Below are 21525 nucleotides of genomic sequence, written 5' to 3'. Positions count from 1 at the left end.
GCGATGTCACGGAGTTTGACCGTGCGCCGCGCGGCGATGGGATGCAGGAACGCCTGTTTCTCGTTGGGCGTGTCCGGCGTGTCGAGCCGTCGGCGAGATTCCCCACCCCGCCCCACCGGGTGTCCCCACCGCGCCCCACCGTCGCCGGAAATGGGCGCTATCTGCGGGTTTGCTGGCTGTTGTCGGATCCCGGCCGAGGCGTGCCGCGCGTGTCGGGGGAACAGGGGCGAAAGTTCCCCACCCGCGTGATAGCTGCGATGACCTGCGAAGTTCGCCAAGCGGGGACCGAGATCACCGCCGCTTTCGATTGAAAGTGGGGGAAAGTGGGGTAATGTGGAGCGCGCACTACAGGAGGCCAACAGTCGAGAGGTGATCCGGTAGGAGGTGTCGGGACTTGTTTCTCGGGACCTACACCCCTCGGCTGGACGATAAAGGGCGACTCACGTTGCCTGCGAAGTTCCGTGACGAGCTGGCGGGAGGGTTGATGGTCACGAAGGGACAGGACCACAGCCTTGCCGTTTATCCGAAGGACGAGTTCACCGCGCTGGCGCGGCGAGCCGCGGCGGCGTCGCGGAGCAACCCGCAGGCCCGGGCGTTCGTCCGGAACCTGGCCGCCTCCACCGACGAACAGCGCCCGGACGCTCAGGGCCGGATCGTGCTGTCGGCCGAACACCGTCGCTACGCCGGACTGACCAAGGATTGCGTGGTCATCGGCTCGGTCGACTTTCTCGAGATTTGGGACAAGGCGGCGTGGGAGTCCTACCTCGCCGAACACGAGGAGGATTACTCGCAGGCTGGAGACGAGTCGCTGGGCGGGATCTTCTAGCCCACAGCGAGGCGAGTGCCCTGCGGCCTCTGCCCGACACGGACCCTGACGTACTTCCCCAACGCCAGGTGCCGCGCTTCGGTCAGAGACCACGGGGCATTGGTCACCGACGCTGAAAACGCAGTGCCGGCCCAGGGTTTCGATGAAATCCGGCCGAACAGTGCGGTGAAGTCCGACCGAACAGTTCAGTGAAGTCCGAATCGCGAGCGACCCATACGTGGCCGTGCGACGAATGTGAGGCAGGATCCGGGAGGCCGAAGGTGAACCGAGACAGTGACGGTCCCCGCCATGTTCCGGTTCTCCTCGATCGCGCCGACGAAATCCTCGGTCCCGCACTGGAATCGGGTGGTCCCGGCGCCGTCTACCTGGACTGCACGCTCGGTCTGGGCGGTCACGCGGAGCACTTCCTGCGCACGTACCCGAACATCCGGCTGGTCGGTCTCGATCGCGATACCAACGCCCTGAAGTTGGCGGGCGAGCGGCTGAGCCCGTTCCAGGACCGAATCACCCTGGTGCACACCAGATACGACGGCATCGCCGACGCGCTGGACGAGGCGGGCCTGCCCGCGCGCGGTTCGGTGCACGCGATCCTCATGGACCTGGGCGTGTCCTCCATGCAGCTGGACGAAGCCGATCGCGGCTTCGCCTATTCCATCGACGCACCCCTGGACATGCGGATGGACCCGAGCACCGGGCCCACCGCCGCCGACGTGCTCAACACCTACTCGCACGGCGAATTGGCCAGGGTCCTCAAGGTTTACGGTGAGGAGCGCTTCGCGGGCAAGATCGCCTCCGAAGTCGTCCGCCGCCGTGCGCGCACCCCCTTCACCACCAGCGCCGCGCTGGTGGAACTGCTCTACGACACCATTCCCGCCGCCACCCGCCGCACCGGCGGCCACCCCGCCAAGCGCACCTTCCAGGCGTTGCGGGTGGAGGTCAACCGCGAACTCGAATCCCTCGAACTGGCCATGCCCGCCGCGCTGGACGCGCTGGCGCCGGGCGGCCGGATCGTCATCATGAGCTACCAGTCGCTCGAGGACCGGGTGGTGAAGGCGGCGCTGACCAAGCGGTCGGTCTCGCGTACCCCCCTGGACCTGCCCTATGAACTGCCAGGTATGGGACCGGAATTCAAGATTCTGACCCGGGGCGCGGAGAAGGCCACCGAGCAGGAGATCGAGCAGAACCCGCGTGCCACCCCGGTGCGCATGCGGGCCGCGGAACGAATCGCAGGGGAGGCAGGGCAATGAGGCGGGAGCGGAGCGTCACCACGCGGGGGCAGATTCGAATGCGGCGGCGAACCGGGCATTACTGGAGGTGGCACGCCGGCCCGGCGTGGAACGGGGCCGGGCTATGACGATCAGGACGCAGTCCGCGGGCCGGGGGGCACGGCGGGCGCAGGCGGCGGACCGGGTGAAATCGGGTGCGGCACAGCGCGCCTACGCGCGCCGCAGCAGTCGTGCCCGGACCGAGCTGCCGCAACTGCTCCGCCGGTCCGGCGGGCCCGCCCCGCGCGGCCGGATGTCCTTCGTGGCCAGCATCATCGCGCTGCTCGGCTGCGGTCTGGCGCTGACGCTGCTGCTGACCACCCGCGCCACCGAGGGCAGCTATCAGCTCGGTGACGCGCGCCGGTCGAACCAGCAGCTCTCGGACGAGCGGGCCGCGCTGCAGCGTGAGGTGGAGGCCGCCGATTCCGCGCCCGAGCTGGCCGCGCGCGCCGCGCAGCTGGGCATGATCCCGGCCAAGGATCCCGCGCGCCTGCTGATCGGCCCGGACGGCGAGGTGACGGTGGTCGGCGATCCGGTTCCCGCACAGGGCAATCCGGCCGCCCCGCTGAACACCACGCCGCCCGCGGCCGTCGCCCAGCCGCCGCGCTCGGTCTCGGCCCCCGGCGCGGGTGAGCGCCTGGTGCCGGTGACCACGACCGCCAAACCGCCGACGACAGCGCCCGCTCCGGCGCAGGCCCCGCAGCTTCCGGGCGCTCAGGTCCCGTCGCTGCAGGCCGCGCCGAACGGTGCCCCTCGGTGAGCCCTTCCCGCGCCGGCCGCGACGGCCGGAGCCGCTCGGATTCCCCGCGTGCGCGTTCGGCGCCCGCCCGGAACCGAACCGGCTCCGGCCGTGCCGGTTCCGGGCCGGGCCGCCGTCCCCGCCCGCGCAACGCCTCGGGCATGGACGCCTCCACCCGGTTCCGTTTCGGGGTCGGCCGCCTGGTCATGCTCATCGCCCTGCTGGTCTCGGCGATCCAATTGCTGTGGGTGCAGAGCTTTTCCGCGCCGGAGCTCTCGGCCGAGGCCGCCAGCCAGCGCACGGTGAAGCTGCCCGATCCGGCGACCCGCGGCCCGATCACCGATCGCTACGGGCATTCGCTGGCCTTCACCATCGCCGCCAAGGCGCTCACCTTCCAGCCGGTGCGGGTGCGCAAGGATCTGGCCGACGCGCACGCCAAGGATTCGACCAAGCCCGATCCGGACGACCGGATGAAGGCGATCGCCAAATACATTCACGAGAAGCTCGGCATCGCGGCGCCGGAGAAGGACATCCTGGCCCTGCTGCAGAGCGACGAGCCGTGGACCTATCTGGTACGCAACGTGGATCCCCGCATCGCCGCCGACATCAGCCTGAAGTTCCCCGAGGTCGGCACCGAGCGCCAGGACATGCGCGAATACCCGGGCGGGTCGCTGGCGGCGAACGTGATCGGCGCGACCGGCTGGGACGGGCACGGCCAGATCGGCCTGGAGTCCGCGATGGACGCCATTCTCGCCGGTTCGGACGGTTCCATGACCTACGACCGCGGTTCGGACGGCGCGGTCATCCCGGGGTCCTGGCGTGATCAGCAGCCCGCGGTGAACGGCTACGGCGTGGAGCTGACCCTCGATCAGGATCTGCAGTACTACGTGCAGCAGCAGGTGCAGCAGGCCAAGGAGAACTCGGGCGCGCAGGCCGCCTCGGCGGTGGTGCTGGACGCGCACACCGGCCAGGTGCTGGCCATGGCGAACGACAACACCTTCAATCCCGCACTGGGGCCCAAGTATTGGTCCACCTCGGATCTGGGCAACCCGACCGTGCAGGAGGTGTACGAGCCCGGCTCGGTCAACAAGATCGTCACCGCGGCCGCCGCCATCGAGTACGGCCTGACCACCCCGGACGAGGTGCACCAGGTACCCGGCAGCATCTTCACCGGCGGCGTCACCGTGCACGACGCCTGGGATCACGGCGTCGCGCCGTACACCACGACCGGCATCTTCGGTAAGTCGTCGAACGTGGGCACGCTGATGCTGGCCCAGCGCGTCGGCGAGGACCGCTATTTCGACCTGCTCAAGAAGTTCGGCCTGGGTCAGCGCACCGGGGTCGGCCTGCCCGGCGAGAGCGCGGGCGTGGTGCCCGCGCGCGACCAGTGGTCCGGCTCGACCTTCGCGAACCTGCCCATCGGCCAGGGTCTTTCGATGACGACCCTGCAGATGGCGGCCATGTACCAGGCCATCGCCAACGACGGGGTGCGGATTCCGCCGCGCATCGTCAAGGCGCGGATCGCCCCGAACGGCGAGCGCATCGAAGAGGAACAGCCCGAGAGTGTCAAGGTGGTGAGCCCGGAGACCGCGGCCACGCTGCGCCGCATGTTCCAGTCGGTGGTGCAGCGCGACCCGCGCGGCGTCCAGACCGGCACCGGCGGCCCGGCGGCGATCGAGGGTTATCAGGTGGCGGGCAAGACCGGCACCGCGCAGCAGATCGATCAGAAGTGCCGCTGCTACTCCACCGATCGCTACTGGATCACGTTCGCCGGTATGGCTCCGGCCGACAATCCGCGCTACGTGATCGGCATGATGCTGGACGCGCCGGTGCGCAGTTCGGACGGCAGCGGTGGCGGTTCGGTCGCGCCGCTGTTCCACAGCATCGCGTCCTGGGCGCTGCAGCGCGATCGCGTGCCGCCGTCGCCACCGGTCGAGCCGCTGGTTCTGCAGGCGAGTTAGCGCGGAAAACGATGGGCGGCACGTTCGGCGCGGTCGGTGTGCGCGGTGGTGGGTGAGCGAACTGCGCCGTGCCGGTGGCCCGGCGATCCAACACAGGTAACCTGACACGTCGATCCGGGTGAATGCGGAGGCTCGCCTTCGAGTCCCGAGGCCGGATTTCTACCCCATGACAAGAGTCCCGGAGAGGAGCTTCGTGCCCGCGCAATCGGATCCGCGTCGCGGAGATTCGATGGAGCCGCGCAGCGGAAGTTCGATTCCGCCGCAGGTACTTCGGCCGACCGCCCCACCTGCGACGTCCTTGCGGGCGGTGGCGGAACTGACGGGCGCGCGCCCGGCGGGTGCGGCCGAGGTGCCGGCGCAGGTGCAGGTCACCGGTATCGAGCAGCGATCGAACGCGGTACTGCCCGGTGATCTGTTCGCCGGTCTGGCCGGTGCGCACGCGCACGGCGCCCGCTTCGCCCGGGCGGCGGTGGAACGGGGCGCGGTGGCGATCCTCACCGATCCGGCCGGGGCCGAGCTGATCGGCGACATCGACGTGCCGGTGCTGGTGCACGACGCGCCGCGCGCGATTCTCGGCGCGTTGTCCTCGGCCGTGTACGGCGATCCGTCCCGCACCCTGCGCATCATCGGCATCACCGGCACCTCCGGCAAGACCACGACCTCGTACCTGGTGGAAGCTGGGCTGGCGGCCGCGGGGCTGCGCACCGCGCTCATCGGCACGATCGAGACCCGCATCGGCGGGGACCGGGTGCCCTCGGCGCTGACCACCCCCGAGGCGCCGCAGCTGCACGCCATGTTCGCGGTGATGGTCGAGCGCGGGGTGCAGGCGGTGGTCATGGAGGTCTCGAGCCACGCGCTGGCGCTGGGCCGGGTGGACGGGGTGGAGTTCGCGGTCGGCGCGTTCACCAACCTGTCCCAGGACCACCTGGACTTCCACGCCGACTTCGAGGACTACTTCGCCGCCAAGCGCCGGCTGTTCGTGCCGGACGGCTCGGCGGTGGTGCCCGCGGCGCGGTCGGTGGTCTGTATCGATGACGAGTGGGGTGTGCGGCTGGCGGGCGACATCGCCGTGGCCGCCGCCGCGACCGGTGATCGGGAGCTGATCACCGTGGCCACCCGTCCGGGCGTCGCCGCCGACTGGGTCGCGAGCGCGGCCCGGGCCGGCGCGGCCGGGACCCAGGAGTTCACCGCGTCCGGACCGGGCGCGAACATGGATGTGCGCCTGCGGCTTCCGGGCGCGTACAACATCGCCAACGGCCTGCTCGCGCTGGCCGTGTGCACCGCGGCGGGCGCCGATCCGGCGGCCGCGGCGGGTGCGCTGGGTGAGGTGGATGTGCCCGGGCGCATGCAGCGGGTGGATCGCGGTCAGGAGTTCCTGGCCGTGGTCGACTACGCGCACAAGCCCGCGGCCATCGAATCGGTGGTGGCGACGCTGCGCGCGTTGCTCGCCGAGCAGGGCGGTGGACGCCTCGCGGTGGTGGTCGGCGCGGGTGGTGATCGCGATGCCGGCAAGCGCCCGCTCATGGGTGCGGCCGGGGCGCGCGGCGCCGATCTGCTCATCATCACCGACGACAATCCCCGCGGTGAGGATCCGGCGGTCATTCGCGCCGCGGTCCGGGACGGAGCCGAGGCGGTTCCGGCGGCCGAACGCGGGCAGGTCCGGGAGGTCGGGGACCGGGCCGACGCGATCACGGCCGTCGTCGACTGGGCGAGTCCGGGCGATGTGGTGCTGATCGCGGGCAAGGGACATGAGACAGGGCAGGAGATTTCGGGAGTGAAGTATCCGTTCGACGACCGTGAGGTGCTCGCGGTGGCCTTGTCGCGAAAGACGAGGGATCTGACGCATTCATGATCGAGATGACTTTGCGGGAGATCGCGGACATCGTGGGCGGCACGCTGCACGATGTTCCCGACCCCGAGGCGAAGGTCACCGGAGCGGTCGAATTCGATTCGCGCGCAATTGGTTCCGGTGATCTGTTTCTGGCGTTGCCGGGTGAGCGCGCCGACGGCCACGATTTCGCGGCCAAGGCGGTGGCCCAGGGCGCGGTAGCGGTGCTGGCCGCGCGGCCGGTGGGCGCGCCCGCGGTGGTGGTCGAGCCGCGACCGCACGCGAGCCGCGCGATCGCGCTGGCACACGACGCCGACGGCTCGGGCGCCGCGGTGCTCGAGGCACTGGGCAAGCTGGCCCGCGCGAGTGTGGACCGCCTGGTGGCGGCCGGCGGCCTGACCGTGGTCGGGGTGACCGGATCCTCCGGCAAGACCTCCACCAAGGATCTGCTGGCGGCCGTGCTGGCCCCCCTCGGCGCCGTGGTGGCCCCGCCCGGGTCGTTCAACAACGAACTCGGGCACCCCTGGACGGCCCTGCGCGCCGACGCGAACACCCGCTTCCTGGTGCTCGAGCTGTCCGCGCGCGGCCCCGGGCACATCAGGCACCTGACCGAGATCGCCCCGCCGAACGCCGGCGTGGTGCTGAACATCGGCACCGCGCACCTGGGCGAGTTCGGCAGCCAGGAGGTGATCGCGCAGACCAAAGGTGAACTGGTGGAGGCACTTCCGGCCTCCGGTCTGGCCGTGCTCAATCTCGACGACCACCTCGTCGCGAAGATGGCGTCGCGGACCGCGGCCCGCGTGGTCACCGTCGGCCTGAACTCGAACGCCGACATCCGCGCCACCGACGTGCGTATGGACGATCAGGCCCGGGCCCGCTTCACCCTGCACGCCGGCGGCGGATCGATCCCGATCGAGCTCGCGGTGCACGGGGAACACCAGGTCGGCAACGCACTCTCCGCGGCCGCGGTGGCCCTGGATCAGGGCGCGGATCTGGCGACCGTGGCCGCCGCGCTCGCCGGCGCCAACGCCGCCTCGGTGCGCCGCATGGACGTGCGCACCCGCGCGGACGGCGTCACCGTCATCAACGACTCCTACAACGCCAACCCCGATTCGGTGCGGGCCGCGCTCAAGGCGCTGGTCACCATGTCCCGCGCGGGCGGCACCGACGGGCGCGGGCGCGAGATCGGCCGCCGCCGCAGCTGGGCCGTGCTCGGGGAAATGGGTGAGCTGGGCGACGATTCGGTCATCGAGCACGATCGCATCGGCCGCCTGGTGGTGCGCCTGGACGTGGACCGGCTCATCGTGATCGGCACCGGCCGCCCCTCGCACGGCATGCATCAGGGCGCGGTCATGGAAGGGTCGTGGGGCGAGGAGTCGGTGCTGGTGCCCGACCTCGATTCCGCGATAGCGATATTGGACGATGAGCTCGAGGCGGGCGATGTGGTGCTGGTGAAAGCGTCCAAGTCCGTGGGGCTCTGGACGGTGGCCGAACACCTGATGGCCGCCGCCGGTCGGGAGGCCGTGCAGTGACCCAGATTCTGTTGTCGGCGGCGATCGCCCTCGGCGTCTCCATCCTGCTGACCCCGGTGGTCATCCGCTACTTCGCCAAACAGGGCTTCGGCCAGGAGATCCGGGTCGACGGCCCGGAGAGCCACAAGGCCAAGCGCGGCACCCCCACCATGGGCGGCGTCGCGATCATCGTCGGCATGTGGGCGGGTTACCTGGGCTCGCACCTGATCTCCATGAGCTACGGCGAGCCCGGCCCCTCGGCGTCGGGTCTGCTGGTGATGGGCCTGGCCACCGCGCTCGGCCTGGTCGGCTTCCTGGACGACCTGATCAAGCTGCGCAAGCAGCGCAACCTCGGGCTCACCGCGGCCGGCAAGTACATCGGCCAGCTGACCTCGGCCGTGGTGTTCGGCGTGCTGGCGCTGCAGTTCAAGGGCGCCAACGGTTTGACCCCGGCCAGCCGGCACCTGTCCTACACCCGGGACATCACCACGGTGTCGATGAGCGTGGTCGTGTTCCTGTTCTTCGTGGCCCTGGTCGTGGTCGCCTGGTCCAACGCGGTCAACCTGACCGACGGCCTGGACGGGCTGGCGGCGGGTTCGATGTCGCTGGTGCTGGGCGCGTACATGATCATCACCTTCTGGCAGTGGCGCAACGCGTGCTCCACGCACCCGGAGGCGGGCTGCTACAACGTGCGCGATCCGCTGGATCTGGCGCTGGTCTGCGCCGCGGGCGGCGCGGCCTGTATCGGCTTCCTGTGGTGGAACGCGGCGCCCGCCAAGATCTTCATGGGCGACACCGGTTCCCTCGCGCTGGGCGGCCTGCTGGCGGGCCTGTCCGTCACCACCCGCACCGAGCTGCTGATGATCGTGATCGGCGCGCTGTTCGTGGCCGAGGCGGCCTCGGTCATCCTGCAGGTGGCGGTGTTCCGCACCACGCGTAACCGATTGTTCAAGATGGCTCCGTTCCATCACCACTTCGAATTGAGCGGCTGGGCCGAAACGACGGTGATCATACGGTTCTGGTTGCTGGCCGGCATCGCGTCGGCCGTCGGCCTTGGCCTGTTCTACAGCGATTATCTTTCTGCGGTCGGGTGAACTGATGGTTGAGCATTCACAGCATTCCCAGCACAATCCCCGGGTCCTGCGGTCGCCCGGGCCCATGCTCGAATTCCTGCGCGGCCGTGACGTTCTCGTCGCCGGGTGGGGGGTGTCCGGGCGCTCGCTGGTCGAGCCGCTGCAGGACATCGGCGCCCGCCCGGTGGTGACCGACGGCGGCGGCAAGGCCCTGGCCGAGGCAGCCGAACTCGGACTGGAGACCGCCACCCCGGCGGATCTGCTCGAACCCGATGCGCTGCAACGCTTCGCGCTGGTGATCACCAGCCCGGGCTGGCGCCCCGATTCCCCGGTGCTGGTTTCCGCTGTCACCGAGGGCATTCCGGTGTGGGGTGACGTCGAGTTCGCGTGGTGGGTCGATCAGGCCCGCATCTACGGGCCGGTGCGCAAGTGGCTCGTGGTGACGGGCACCAACGGCAAGACCACCACCACCCAGATGACGCATTCGATCCTGCGTTCGGCGGGCATTCCCAGTGTGGCGTGCGGCAACATCGGCCTGCCCATCCTGGACGCGCTGCGGCGCAGCCCGGGCCCGCAGGTGCTCGCGGTGGAACTGTCCTCGTTCCAACTGCATTGGGCGCCCTCGGTCCGGCCCGAGGCCGGCGTGGTGCTGAATGTGGCCGAGGATCACCTGGATTGGCACGGCGGCCTGGACGCGTACGCCGCGGCCAAGGCGCGCGCGCTGACCGGACGCGTCGGCGTGGTCGGTCTCGACGATCAGGTCGCCGCGGCGCTGGCCCGAAAGTCCAAGGCGCGCCGCACCGTCGGCTTCCGCATCGGCGTCCCGGCCGACGGCGAACTCGGCGTGGTGGACGGCAAGCTGCTCGATCGCGCCTTCACCAAGGCCGCGATCCTGGCCGAGACCGCGGACATCAGCCCGCAGGGCCCGGCCGGCATCGCCGACGCGCTCGCCGCGGCCGCGCTCACCCGCAGCATCGACGTGGCCCCGCAGTTCGTGAAAGAGGGCCTGCAGGAACACAAGGTCGGCCCGCATCGCGCCGCCTTCGTGCGTGAGCTGTGCGGGGTGGAGTTCGTCGACGATTCCAAGGCGACCAACCCGCACGCCGCGCGCTCGTCGATCCTGGCGCACCAGTCGGTGATCTGGGTCGCGGGCGGTCAGCTCAAGGGCGCGGGCGTGGAGGATCTGGTGGAGGAGGTGCGCGAGCATCTCGTGGCCGCCGTGGTTTTCGGCGTCGACGCACCCGTGATCGCGGCCGCGCTGGCGCGACACGCGCCGGATGTCCCGGTTGTGGAGCTGAATTCGGGGGACGATGCAGGAATGGGTGACGCCTTCACCGAAATCGAGCCCGAAGCGGTGATGGCTCGTGCGGTCCGGGTGGCCGCCGGTTACGCCACCCGCGGCGACGTCGTGCTGCTGGCTCCGGCCGCGGCTTCACTGGATATGTTCGCCGACTACACCCATCGCGGACGGAGTTTCGCCGCCGCGGTGCAGGCCCTGGACGAGAAGGACATCGGGAGAACGGAATGACGGCGTCGCGGCGGGCGGGGGACAAGCCGCTGCCGCGCGCCGACAAGCCGGCCCCGGCCCGGCGGACCAGGACCGCCTGGTTCGCCGCCTGGCTGGCCCGCCCGCTGGCCTCGTTCCACCTGGTCGTCACGATCGCCCTGCTGCTGACCGTGCTCGGTCTGGTCATGGTGCTCTCGGCGTCCAGCGTGGAGTCCTATGCCGTTGGCAAATCCGCGTATTCGCTGTTCATCCAGCAGGCGGTGCTGGCGGCGTTCGGCGCGGTGCTGTTCTACATCGCGCTGCGAATTCCCATGCGGCTCATGCGCCAGCTGTCGTTCCCGGTGTTCGCGCTCTCGGTGGTGCTGCTGGTGCTGGTGCTCATCCCGGGCATCGGCACCGAGGTGCAGGGTTCGCGGCGCTGGTTCGACCTCGGCCTGGTGTCGGTGCAGCCCTCGGAGATCGCCAAGGTGACGCTGGTGGTGTGGGGTTCGCACCTGCTGGCCTCGCGGCAGACCGAAAAGGCCGGGTACAAGGACATTCTCATGCCCCTGGTGCCCGCCGGTCTGCTGGTGTGCTTCCTGGTGGTGCTCGAACCCAACCTGTCCACCACGATCGCACTGGGCATCGTGCTGTCCTCGCTGCTGTGGTTCGGCGGGCTGCCGCTGCGCATGTTCGTGACCATCGCGGTCTCGGGCGCGGTGGCGGCGGGCATCCTGGCGCTCTCGGCGGGATACCGCTCCGATCGCATGCGCGCGTTCTTCAATCCCGGCGACGATCCGCAGGGCATCGGCTACCAGGCCCGCCAGGCGCTGTATTCGCTGGCGGACGGCGGGATCTGGGGCCGCGGGCTCGGGCAGTCGCGGGCCAAGTGGAGCTATCTGCCCAACGCGCACAACGACTTCATCTTCGCGATCATCGGCGAGGAGCTCGGCTTCCTCGGATGTGCGCTGGTGCTCGGGCTTTTCGCGCTCTTCGTCTACACCGGCCTGCGCATCGCGACGCGTTCGCTGGATCCGTTCCTGCGCCTGCTCGCGGCCTCGGCGACCACCTGGATCACCGGGCAGGCGCTGATCAACGTCGGCTACGTGGTCGGCCTGCTGCCGGTGACCGGTCTGCAGCTGCCGCTGGTGTCGGCGGGCGGCTCCTCGCTCGCGATCACGCTGTTCATGTTCGGCATCATCGCCAACGCCGCCCGGCACGAGCCCGAGGCGGTGGCGGCGCTGCACGCCGGGCAGGACGGCCGGGTCAGCCGGATGCTGCGGCTGCCGATTCCCGAGATGTATTCCCCCGCACGGGCGCAGGCCGCCCGGGCGCGCAAGGCCAAGGCGAAGCCGAAGCCCGCACCCCGGTCCGGCGCCAAGCCCAAGGGCGGGATGAAGGCCGCGCCGCCGCGCCGCGCCCTGCCGAACGGCGGCCGGGGCCGGGCCGCGGACCCGAGAGCCCGATCGGTGGACTCCGATTCGGCCCGCCGCACCAGCCGCTCCACCGAATCGTGGCGCGGCACCCGGGCCTGGGAGCCCAGCTATCCCATGAAACACGCGAGAGAACGGGGAGATTCGAGGTGAGTGCGCAGCGGGCGCTCTCGGTGGGTGCGGCCGCGGACGGCACCACGCGGCCGATGATCACGGCCGGCGGTGGCACAATCGTCGCGGGAGCGCGGATCGTGGTGGAGGTGGCAGGTCGTGGCTGAGGTAGCGGGCAACGGGCAGGGTGTGGACGCCGAACAGGGCGCGGGCACAGCGGGAATGACGCGGGCGAGTGACCTCCCCGAGCTGTTGCAGCGGGTGCACATGATCGGTATCGGCGGTGCGGGCATGTCCGGCATCGCCCGGATCCTGCTCTCGCGCGGCGGCCTGGTGTCGGGTTCGGACGCCAAGGAGAGCCGGGGTGTGCTGGCGCTGCGAGCGCGCGGCGCGCAGGTGCGCATCGGGCACGACGCCGGTGCGCTGGATCTGCTGCCCGGCGGCCCGTCGGCGGTGGTGACCACCTTCGCCGCCATTCCCAAGACCAATCCCGAACTGGTGGAGGCGCATCGGCGCGGGGTCCCGGTGCTACTGCGCCCGGCCGTGCTGGCCGCGCTCATGCAGGGCCACAAGACCCTGCTGGTCTCGGGCACGCACGGCAAGACCTCGACCACCTCGATGCTGGTGGTGGCGCTGCAGCACTGCGGCGCGGATCCGTCGTTCGCGGTCGGCGGCGAGTTGAACGAATCGGGCACCAACGCCCATCACGGCACCGGCGGCATCTTCGTGGCCGAGGCCGACGAGAGCGACGGCTCACTGCTGCAGTACGCGCCGGATGTGGCGGTGGTGACCAACATCGAGTCCGACCACCTGGACTACTTCGGCACCGACGAGGCCTACACGCAGGTCTTCGACGACTTCGTCGATCGGCTGCAGCCGGGCGGCCGGCTGGTGGTGTGCCTGGACGATCCGGGTTCGCTGGGCCTGGCGCGACGGTCGCTGGTCCGCCTGGCCGAGGATCCGCGCGGTATCGAGATCATCGGTTACGGCTCGGGCGATCCGGACGACACCGCGGATCCGGCGGTGCCGGTCGGCGCGCGGCTGCTGTCCTTCGAGCCCCGCGATGTCGGCGGGGTCGCGGTCTTCCAGCTCGCCGACGAAGCCACCCCGCGCACGCTGCGCCTGTCGGTGCCGGGCCGCCACATGGCGCTCAACGCGCTGGGCGCGCTGCTGGCGGCGCGGGCCGCGGGCGCCGATCTCGCCGAGATCATCCAGGGCCTGGAGGGTTTCGGCGGGGTGCACCGGCGTTTCCAGCTCACCGGGCGCGAACACGGCGTGCGCGTCTTCGACGACTACGCCCACCATCCGACCGAGGTGCGCGCGGTGCTCAGCGCCGCCGCGGAACTGGTGGCGCAGGAGGCCCGCGACGGCGCGCGCTCGCGCCCGGGCCGGGTCATCGTGGTCTTCCAGCCGCATTTGTACAGTCGGACCGCCACATTCGCGACGGAGTTCGGCACCGCCCTCTCGCTCGCGGACGAGGTGGTCGTGCTCGATGTGTACGGTGCGCGCGAGGAGCCGCTGCCCGGGGTGAACGGTGCGCTGGTGGCGAACTCGGTGACCAAACCCGTGCACTATCAACCCGATATGTCACGTGTCGGCAAGCAGGTGGCCGGCCTGGCCCGCCCCGGTGATGTCGTGATCACCATGGGCGCGGGCGATGTGACGATGCTGGGCGGGCAGATCCTCGACGGGCTGCGCGCCCGCCCGGCGCACGGGCGGTGATCGGGCGTGCCATCGGGCGGGGGGACGGGCGGCGACGCGGCTGAGGACCGGCTCGACGACGCGCGGGCCGATCCGGACGCCGCGGAAGCGGCCGCGGCCCGGCGGGCCCGGCTGCACCGCGGACGCGTCCGTCGGGCCGGCGCGCCGGGGTCGGCGCTGTCCGGGGCGTGGCGTTCGCGACCGTTGCGCATCGGTGTCGCAGTCGGTTTCGTGCTGCTGCTCGCGCTGGGGCTGACCGCCTGGTTCACCCCGGTGCTCTCGGTGCGCACGGTGCGGGTGGACGGGCTGTCAGCGGTGTCGGAGGCCGAAGTGCTGGCGGCACTGGAGGTACCGGACGGTCGATCCATGATGCGGATCGACACCACCGTCATGGCCGAGCGGGTCGCGCGCCTGCCCAAGGTCCGATCCGCCCGTGTACAACGGGTTTTCCCGTCCAGCGTGCGGGTCACGGTGGTGGAACGCGTGGCGGTGCTGTACTTCGACGCCCCGGACGGTACCCACCTGGTCGACGGGGACGGCGTGGAGTTCGCGATCGAGCCGCCCCCGCCCGGCACCCCGAAGCTGGTGACCGCCGGCGCGGGTGGCGCGGACCCGGTGACCCGGGCCGCGGTGGCCGTGGTGGCCGCCGTCCCGGGGGAGCTGCGCCTGCAGACGGGAGAGGTTGTGGCCCGTTCGGTTTCGGATATTGCTCTGGAGTTGCGCGATGGGCGTACCGTGCTGTGGGGTGGGACGAGTGACGGACAGCGCAAGGCAGCGGTGGTCGGACCCCTGCTCACCCAGCCCGGCAAGGTGTTCGATATTTCGAGTCCCAATCTGGTCACGGTAAAGTGAGCGATACCCCTTGGGCCGCCCGGTGTTTGACGGCGGACAGGCCCGGTCGCAGCTCGCCCCCGGCGATCTCGGCACCGGAGGGCAACCGTCCACGATACGATGCGAAGTGGGTCGGACGAGGTGGATCAACCAAGATTCTGCTACTCGTTGCGGCGCGCCTGCGCACGTAATGCGGTGGCGGCGAATACCGTTTCGGCCCAGTCGGATACTTGACATAAGGCTCGAGCTATGGTTGAGGGTTTATCGTCCTGAAACTATCGGCCCGGCGTACGGCGAGCATCTGTTAGACGACAAGCTTTTTGGATCTAAGGAAGGCGAGAGCCCATGACGCCCCCGCACAACTACCTTGCGGTGATCAAGGTCGTCGGTATCGGCGGCGGCGGCGTGAATGCCGTCAACCGAATGATCGAACAGGGACTCAAGGGAGTCGAGTTCATCGCGGTCAACACCGACGCGCAGGCGCTGCTCATGAGCGACGCCGACGTCAAGCTCGATGTCGGTCGCGAGCTGACCCGCGGTCTGGGGGCCGGAGCCGATCCCGAGGTCGGCCGCAAGGCCGCCGAGGACCACAAGGACGAGATCGAAGAGGTGCTCAAGGGCGCCGACATGGTCTTCGTGACCGCGGGTGAGGGCGGCGGCACCGGCACCGGTGGCGCACCCGTCGTGGCCCAGATCGCCCGCAAGCTCGGCGCGCTCACCATCGGTGTGGTCACCCGCCCCTTCTCCTTCGAGGGCAAGCGCCGCAGCAACCAGGCCGAAGCCGGCATCCAGGCGCTGCGCGAATCCTGCGACACCCTCATCGTCATCCCCAACGACCGGCTGCTGCAGCTCGGCGACGCCGCCGTGAGCCTCATGGACGCCTTCCGCTCCGCGGACGAGGTGCTGCTCAACGGTGTTCAGGGCATCACCGACCTGATCACCACCCCGGGTCTGATCAACGTCGACTTCGCGGACGTCAAGTCCGTCATGTCCGGTGCGGGCAGCGCCCTCATGGGCATCGGCTCGGCGCGCGGCGAGGGCCGCTCGGTCAAAGCCGCCGAGGCCGCGATCAATTCACCCCTGCTCGAGGCGTCCATGGACGGCGCGCACGGCGTGCTGCTCTCGATCGCCGGTGGCTCGGACCTCGGCCTGTTCGAGATCAACGAGGCGGCCTCGCTGGTGCAGGAGGCCGCGCACATCGAAGCGAACATCATCTTCGGAACGGTCATCGACGACTCGCTCGGTGACGAGGTCCGGGTCACGGTGATCGCGGCGGGCTTCGACGGCAGCGGCCCGGCGCGGCGCATCGAACCCGCGGTCGGCCGCACCGGAACCACCACGTCCTCCTTCGGGCGCGCCAGCGCCGGGGAGGTGGCGGCGCCCCGGGCGAGCGAATACACCGCGCGCACACCCGAACCGCCCGCGCCGCGGCCCGAACCCGTGGTGGCCCCGGTCGCCCCGGCGCCCGCCCCGATCTCCTCGCGCGGCCCCGCGCCGTCCTACGACGCGCCGCGGCCGGCGATCGATCCGACGATCAACGCCAACACCCGCGATCACATCCTGCCGTCGGACGACGACGAGGTCGACGTCCCGTCCTTCATGCGCCGGGGGCAGTGATCACCCGGCCCGGATGACCGTCCGGGCCGTCGCACGCTTCACGCCGACACCCGCGGCCCGCACCGGATATCCGGTGCGGGCCGCGGGTTTTCCGGTGGACGCGCCCGCGCCGGGCCGATAACGCGTGGTCGAACTCCGGCCTTCTCGCTAACCTGGCGCCTGTGCGAGATGACGAGATCGAATTCCGGGGCCGCCGAGTCGAACTGGAACGCGGATCGGACACCGCGGAGTTCCGGGTCCTGGTGGACGGGCGGCCGATCCCCATGACGTACACCGAGACCGAGAGCTGGAACAGCAACACCACGCGCGGCACCCGCGCGGTACGCGAGCCCGCCCCGGCGCGGTGGGCGCGCGCGAGCACTCCGCTGCCGGTGCCGCTGCGCCTGGACAGCTCGATTCACGACGACAGCCTGCGGGTGTCCATTCGGCTCGAGCACCACGCCGCCGAAGGACTCGGCACCGTCGTGCACAGCTCGGACACGGTGTACCTGCGATTCGGCCCGGACTGCGCGGCCGTCGAGGTGGACCTGAACCACTACACCGACACGTCGAGCTAGGGGTGGCGATGGACACCCGGTCACGAGATGGGTTGCGGGGAATTGGCCACTAGGCTCGACGACATGACTTCGGCAGCACCGCTCTTTCGGACCAGACGAGTGACGACCACCCGGACCGGCGGTGTCTCCGTCGCGCCGTACGACTCGTTCAACCTCGGCGATCACGTCGGGGACGATCCGGACGCGGTGCGGCGCAATCGAGTTCGCCTCGCCGAGAGCATCGGCCTGACGCCGGGGCAGCTCGTCTGGATGGAACAGATCCACGGCCGGAACGTGGAGATCGTGGACGGGCCGCGGGCCGAGCCCGTGCCTGCCACCGATGCGCTGGTGACCACCCGCCGCGATCTGGCCCTGGTGGTGCTGACCGCGGACTGCGTACCCGTCCTGCTCTCGGACGACGAGGCGGGGGTCATCGCCGCCGTGCACGCCGGCCGGATCGGCGCGCGCATCGGCATCGTGCCGCTCGTGCTCGAGGCCATGGTGTCCCTGGGCGCCGAGCCCGCGCGGATCGGCGCGTTCCTGGGACCCGCGGCCAGCGGTAGGCAGTACGAGGTGCCCGCGGCCATGCGCGCGGACGTGGAGTCGCGCCTGCCCGGCAGCGCCACCACCACCGTGCGCGGCACCCCGGGCCTGGATCTGCGCGCGGGCATCCGGCGACAGTTGGAAGCGGCCGACGTCGGCGGGGTGGCGGTCGACCCGCGCTGCACCATCGAGGACAAGACCCTGTTCAGCCACCGCCGCGGCGCGCCGACCGGCAGACTTGCCGGTGTGATTTGGATGTCATCGGAGGGGATCGCGGAATGATCGAAAACTCCGCCGCCGCAATCGGTTCCGACGAGGCGCAGATCACCTCCGCCGGTGATCGCGCCGCGGCCCTGGCGACCGCGCTGGCCGCGCTGACCGCGCGCATCGATGCAGCCTGCGCCGCCGCCGGGCGGGATCGGGACGCGGTGCGGCTGCTCCCGGTGACCAAGTTCCACCCGGCCTCGGATATCGAGATCCTCTATGGATTGGGCCTGCGCGAGTTCGGTGAATCGCGGGAGCAGGAGGCCGCGGCGAAGGTCGACGCCCTGCGCGCGTTGACCGGGGTGCGGTGGGAGTTCATCGGCCGCCTGCAGCGGAACAAGGCGAAATCGGTCGCACGCTGGGCGAATACGGTCTATTCGGTCGACAGTGACCGGCTGGCGAGCGCCCTGGACGCGGGTGCGGGCGCCGCCCTCGAGGCGGGGGAGCGGACCGCGCCGCTGCGGGTGCTGCTCCAGGTGAGTCTGGACGAAGACCCCAAGCGGGGCGGTGTTTCCGACACGCGCATGCTGACCCTCGCCGATCAGGTCGAAAAGTCGGCATATCTGCAGCTCGCGGGCCTGATGGCGATCCCGCCGCTGGATCTGGAGCCGGATCGCGCGTTCGAGCGACTCGCCCAACTGCACAGTTCACTTTTGAGCACACATCCCGAGGCCAGAGACCTGTCCGCGGGTATGTCGGGCGACTTGGAGGCTGCGATCCGTCACGGTTCTACGTGCGTGCGTGTCGGTACCGCTTTGATGGGCGCTCGACCGATAACCTCGCCGTAGCAAAGAAACCTCATCAGTCACATATGAAACATATGCTTGGTGACAGACGAGGACTGAGCAGGACAACACCCCAGGCCAACCGGGGCCGAAGGAAGGTCGACCAGATGAGCGAGCGCAGCGAGCGGGACATGTACGCAGCCACGAGCGTGCTCGTGCTGGAGTCGAGCGCAGGCGAGGTGGAAGAATGAGCACGCTGCACAAGTTCAAGGCGTACTTCGGGATGGTCCCCCTCGAGGACTACGAAGACGACTATGTCGATGACCGCGCTCCCCGCGGCGCCGTCGACGAGCGTGCACCGCGCCGGTCCCGGCCCTACCCCGAGCGCGACTACGACCGCTACGAGCACGAGCGGTACGACGACGAGCCGGCGTACGTCGAGGCCGACCAGTACAAGCAGCCGTACAAGCCTCCGTACAAGCCCGCCTACGGTGTGTCGCGTCGTGACGAATACGCCGACGACTACTCCGACGACCGTGACCGCTACGACGCGCCGCGCCGGCCCACCCGCATCGACACCGCTCCGTCCAGCCGTACCCGGACCATGGCCGGGGGCGCGGGTGGCGCGGGGATGGTGCGCGGCACCACGCGTGGTGCGCTGGCGGTGGACCCGGAAGCCGAGCGCCGCATGGAAGAGCTGCGGATGGAGGAGCGCAGGCTGGAACAGCAGCCGCCGCGCCGTTCGCCGATCTTCGAGGACGGAGGCACCATGTCCAAGATCACGACGCTGCGCCCGCGTACCTACGCCGAGGCCGCCATCATCGGAGAGCGCTTCCGCGACGGCACCCCGGTCATCATGGATCTGGTCGAGATGAGCAACTCCGACGCCCGCCGCCTGGTGGACTTCGCCGCCGGTCTGGCGTTCGCGCTGCGTGGTTCGTTCGACAAGGTCGCGACCAAGGTGTTCCTGCTCTCGCCCGCGGACGTGGACGTCTCGGCCGAGGAGCGCCGGCGGATCGCGGAGAACGGTTTCTACAACCAGAAGTAAGCTGCCGCAACGGAAGTAACGGTTGTGGCAGCTCCGGGACGGGCGGCGACGACCAAAAGTAAACGGCTGCAACATTATGCGGTCGTGTAAACGGGGGTTTGCGAAGTAGTCGCTGCTGCCCGCCCGGAGAAAACTCGTTCCGATCCGCCGCGGACGATCACGGGTGTAGAGCGCGCGAAGATCACGCGAAGATCAAGGACGGTCTCTTATGGCCGACTTGTCGGATCCGGGGAATCCGGTCGATTCAGAGCCCAGAGATCCTAGCTGTGACATGGACGATGGCGGGTCTTATTTTGCAGGGCAGGGTTTCTGAGGCAGAGTGAACGTCGTGGCCCTGTTCCAGGTGTTGAACCTACTGCTGTTCCTCTTCTGGCTGCTGCTGATCAGCCGAGTCATCGTCGAGTTCATTCGCAGCTTCGCGCGCGACTGGCGGCCCACCGGGTTCGTCGTGATCGTGCTGGAGGTCATCTTCACGATCACGGATCCCCCGGTGAAACTTCTGAGGCGTTTGATACCTCCAGTGAATCTTGGGGGAATTCGACTCGATCTGTCGATTATGGTCCTGCTTTTCATCGTCTTCATCTTGATGTCGATCACGGGCTCGCTCGGGCAGTCGGTAGCTCAGGTGTGACAGAATGTCTTCCAGAAGAATGCTTGCCCAGATCTACCGCTAGATCTCCAACGAAGCGTGAAGGGATCGTTCCATGCCGCTGACCCCTGCCGATGTGCACAACGTCGCGTTCAGCAAACCACCGATCGGGAAGCGCGGCTACAACGAGGACGAAGTCGACGCCTTCCTCGATCTGGTCGAGCAGGAGCTCTCACGCCTCATCGAAGAAAACGCCGATCTGCGCCAGCGTGTTGCCGAGCTGGACGCGGAGCTGGCGGACGCCAAGAAGAACCGGGGCCCGGTCAACGCCGTGAAACAGGCGCCCGTGCCGGAGCCGCCCAAGGCCGCCCCCGTGGCGCCGCCGGCCCCGATGCCCGCGCCCGCCCCGATGCCGGTCAAGGCCGAGGCCCCCAGCGCGGACGCCAATCTACAGGCCGCCAAGGTCCTTTCGCTGGCCCAGGAGATGGCCGACCGCCTCACCTCCGACGCCAAGACCGAGGCCGAGCAGCTGCTCGCCAACGCTAGAGCGAACTCGGAGCGACTGGTCAGCGACGCGCGCACCCGCTCCGAGGCGATGATCGCGGACTCCCGCCAGAAGGCCGAGGCCATGCTGTCGGACGCGCAGACCCGCTCGGACAACCAGCTGCGCCAGGCCAAGGAGAAGGCCGACGCCCTGCAGGCCGACGCCGAGCGCAAGCACACCGAGATCATGGCGACCATCACCCAGCAGCGCAGCGTGCTGGAGAGCCGGATCGAGCAGCTCAAGACCTTCGAGCGCGAGTACCGGGTGCGTCTCAAGTCCTACCTCGAGTCGCAGCTGGAAGAACTGGAGAACCGTGGGTCCGCGGTGCCGGTCGACGGCGGCGAGTTCGGTGAAGGCGCTTCCGGGAACGGCGCACTCCTCAAGGGCGGCAAGTAGAGTCGTAACCACGGCCTTCGGTGCCGCGCTGACACTCCGCCGCGGGGCGGGCAGCGTGGCGCCGCCACCGTTTCGACTCGGACGCGAGGTGGTGTGAATGCTCGTGGTGACGCTCGTCCTCGCAGCCGTGGGTTTCGGCCTGCTGGTGACGGCCCTGACCACCGGTTCGGTGATCTGGGCGTGGGGGTGCATCGTGGTCTGCGTCCTGGGCGCGGTGCTGCTGCTGGTGAGCGCGCTCTCGCTCCGCGAGGACGATTCGGACTCCCAGTCCAACCCCGGCGGGCGCCATGCCAGGCATTAGCCCGGCAGGTGCGGCGAATAAACGCTGGACCCGGCCGGTTAGAATCTGAAGTAGTCATACGGCGTCGATCCGGCTATCACCGGGGAGCCTTCGGAAGAACGGCGTGACCTGCGGTCACGCTCACTAGACCCGAACGGGTGAGCCCGTCACAGCTCGCAACGAGTGGTTCGGCCGCGTGCGGCCGGACAAGCGGGGTG

At 69.7% G+C, this 21525-nt stretch carries 20 protein-coding genes; all 20 read left to right on the top strand.

From position 1 onward, the window contains the following. The first annotated feature begins 394 nt into the window (after positions 1-394). The 20 genes from mraZ (at position 395) to ACWDOP_RS34945 (ending at position 21328) form a co-directional block, all read left to right on the top strand. Entirely contained in the window at positions 395-826 is a 432-nt protein-coding gene (gene mraZ, locus ACWDOP_RS35040) for a division/cell wall cluster transcriptional repressor MraZ (protein ID WP_454203676.1), read from the top strand. Between the two features lie 260 nt (positions 827-1086). Next, on the top strand, positions 1087-2073 hold the full coding sequence (gene rsmH / locus ACWDOP_RS35035) for a 16S rRNA (cytosine(1402)-N(4))-methyltransferase RsmH (RefSeq protein ID WP_454203677.1): 987 nt from the start codon (positions 1087-1089) through the stop codon (positions 2071-2073). Between the two features lie 103 nt (positions 2074-2176). Beyond that, positions 2177-2851 (top strand): hypothetical protein, encoded by a 675-nt coding sequence (locus tag ACWDOP_RS35030; RefSeq protein ID WP_454203678.1) that lies wholly within the window; start codon positions 2177-2179, stop codon positions 2849-2851. Positions 2852-2991: 140 nt separating this feature from the next. After that, positions 2992-4791, top strand: coding sequence for a peptidoglycan D,D-transpeptidase FtsI family protein (locus ACWDOP_RS35025; RefSeq protein ID WP_456348493.1), 1800 nt, complete (start codon positions 2992-2994; stop codon positions 4789-4791). A 229-nt stretch (positions 4792-5020) separates the two neighbouring features. After that, a complete protein-coding gene (locus ACWDOP_RS35020; protein WP_454203680.1) occupies positions 5021-6643 on the top strand; it encodes a UDP-N-acetylmuramoyl-L-alanyl-D-glutamate--2,6-diaminopimelate ligase in 1623 nt (540 codons plus the stop codon). Then, positions 6640-8151: a UDP-N-acetylmuramoyl-tripeptide--D-alanyl-D-alanine ligase gene (locus ACWDOP_RS35015; RefSeq protein WP_454203681.1), complete on the top strand. Its 1512-nt coding sequence runs from the start codon at positions 6640-6642 to the stop codon at positions 8149-8151. Before ACWDOP_RS35020 ends, ACWDOP_RS35015 begins: the two co-directional genes overlap by 4 nt. Continuing rightward, the gene (gene mraY, locus ACWDOP_RS35010; protein WP_354987287.1) at positions 8148-9224 is read left to right on the top strand and encodes a phospho-N-acetylmuramoyl-pentapeptide-transferase; all 1077 of its coding nucleotides are present in this window, start codon (positions 8148-8150) and stop codon (positions 9222-9224) included. Before ACWDOP_RS35015 ends, mraY begins: the two co-directional genes overlap by 4 nt. 64 nt (positions 9225-9288) lie before the next feature. Further along, entirely contained in the window at positions 9289-10731 is a 1443-nt protein-coding gene (gene murD / locus ACWDOP_RS35005) for a UDP-N-acetylmuramoyl-L-alanine--D-glutamate ligase (RefSeq protein WP_454203899.1), read from the top strand. Then, positions 10728-12275 (top strand): putative lipid II flippase FtsW, encoded by a 1548-nt coding sequence (gene ftsW, locus ACWDOP_RS35000; protein WP_454203682.1) that lies wholly within the window; start codon positions 10728-10730, stop codon positions 12273-12275. Before murD ends, ftsW begins: the two co-directional genes overlap by 4 nt. Then, on the top strand, positions 12272-12400 hold the full coding sequence (locus tag ACWDOP_RS34995; RefSeq protein WP_454203683.1) for a hypothetical protein: 129 nt from the start codon (positions 12272-12274) through the stop codon (positions 12398-12400). The genes ftsW and ACWDOP_RS34995 overlap by 4 nt, the downstream gene beginning before the upstream one ends. Before the next feature lie 55 nt (positions 12401-12455). Next, positions 12456-13955 (top strand): UDP-N-acetylmuramate--L-alanine ligase, encoded by a 1500-nt coding sequence (gene murC / locus ACWDOP_RS34990; RefSeq protein WP_454203900.1) that lies wholly within the window; start codon positions 12456-12458, stop codon positions 13953-13955. 6 nt (positions 13956-13961) lie between these two features. Further along, entirely contained in the window at positions 13962-14786 is an 825-nt protein-coding gene (locus ACWDOP_RS34985) for a cell division protein FtsQ/DivIB (protein ID WP_456348492.1), read from the top strand. A gap of 324 nt (positions 14787-15110) precedes the next feature. Then, complete coding sequence (gene ftsZ, locus ACWDOP_RS34980; protein ID WP_454203685.1) at positions 15111-16382, top strand: cell division protein FtsZ; 1272 nt, start codon at positions 15111-15113, stop codon at positions 16380-16382. Positions 16383-16543: 161 nt separating this feature from the next. Then, positions 16544-16939, top strand: coding sequence for a hypothetical protein (locus tag ACWDOP_RS34975; protein WP_456348491.1), 396 nt, complete (start codon positions 16544-16546; stop codon positions 16937-16939). A gap of 63 nt (positions 16940-17002) precedes the next feature. Further along, the gene (gene pgeF, locus ACWDOP_RS34970; protein ID WP_456348490.1) at positions 17003-17743 is read left to right on the top strand and encodes a peptidoglycan editing factor PgeF; all 741 of its coding nucleotides are present in this window, start codon (positions 17003-17005) and stop codon (positions 17741-17743) included. Beyond that, complete coding sequence (locus ACWDOP_RS34965; RefSeq protein ID WP_456348489.1) at positions 17740-18513, top strand: YggS family pyridoxal phosphate-dependent enzyme; 774 nt, start codon at positions 17740-17742, stop codon at positions 18511-18513. Before pgeF ends, ACWDOP_RS34965 begins: the two co-directional genes overlap by 4 nt. A 184-nt stretch (positions 18514-18697) precedes the next feature. After that, positions 18698-19498, top strand: a complete 801-nt coding sequence (locus ACWDOP_RS34960; RefSeq protein WP_454203689.1) for a cell division protein SepF — start codon at positions 18698-18700, stop codon at positions 19496-19498. A gap of 328 nt (positions 19499-19826) precedes the next feature. Continuing rightward, positions 19827-20129 (top strand): YggT family protein, encoded by a 303-nt coding sequence (locus tag ACWDOP_RS34955; protein ID WP_181585602.1) that lies wholly within the window; start codon positions 19827-19829, stop codon positions 20127-20129. Positions 20130-20202: 73 nt separating this feature from the next. After that, a complete protein-coding gene (wag31, locus tag ACWDOP_RS34950; RefSeq protein ID WP_454203690.1) occupies positions 20203-21027 on the top strand; it encodes a DivIVA-like cell division protein Wag31 in 825 nt (274 codons plus the stop codon). Positions 21028-21124: 97 nt separating this feature from the next. Next, positions 21125-21328 (top strand): hypothetical protein, encoded by a 204-nt coding sequence (locus tag ACWDOP_RS34945; RefSeq protein WP_454203691.1) that lies wholly within the window; start codon positions 21125-21127, stop codon positions 21326-21328. Positions 21329-21525 lie beyond the last annotated feature (197 nt).

Source organism: Nocardia sp. NPDC003693, from assembly GCF_053981095.1.
Note: the sequence above shows the minus strand (reverse complement) of the source record. Positions and strands in the feature narration are given on the sequence as shown.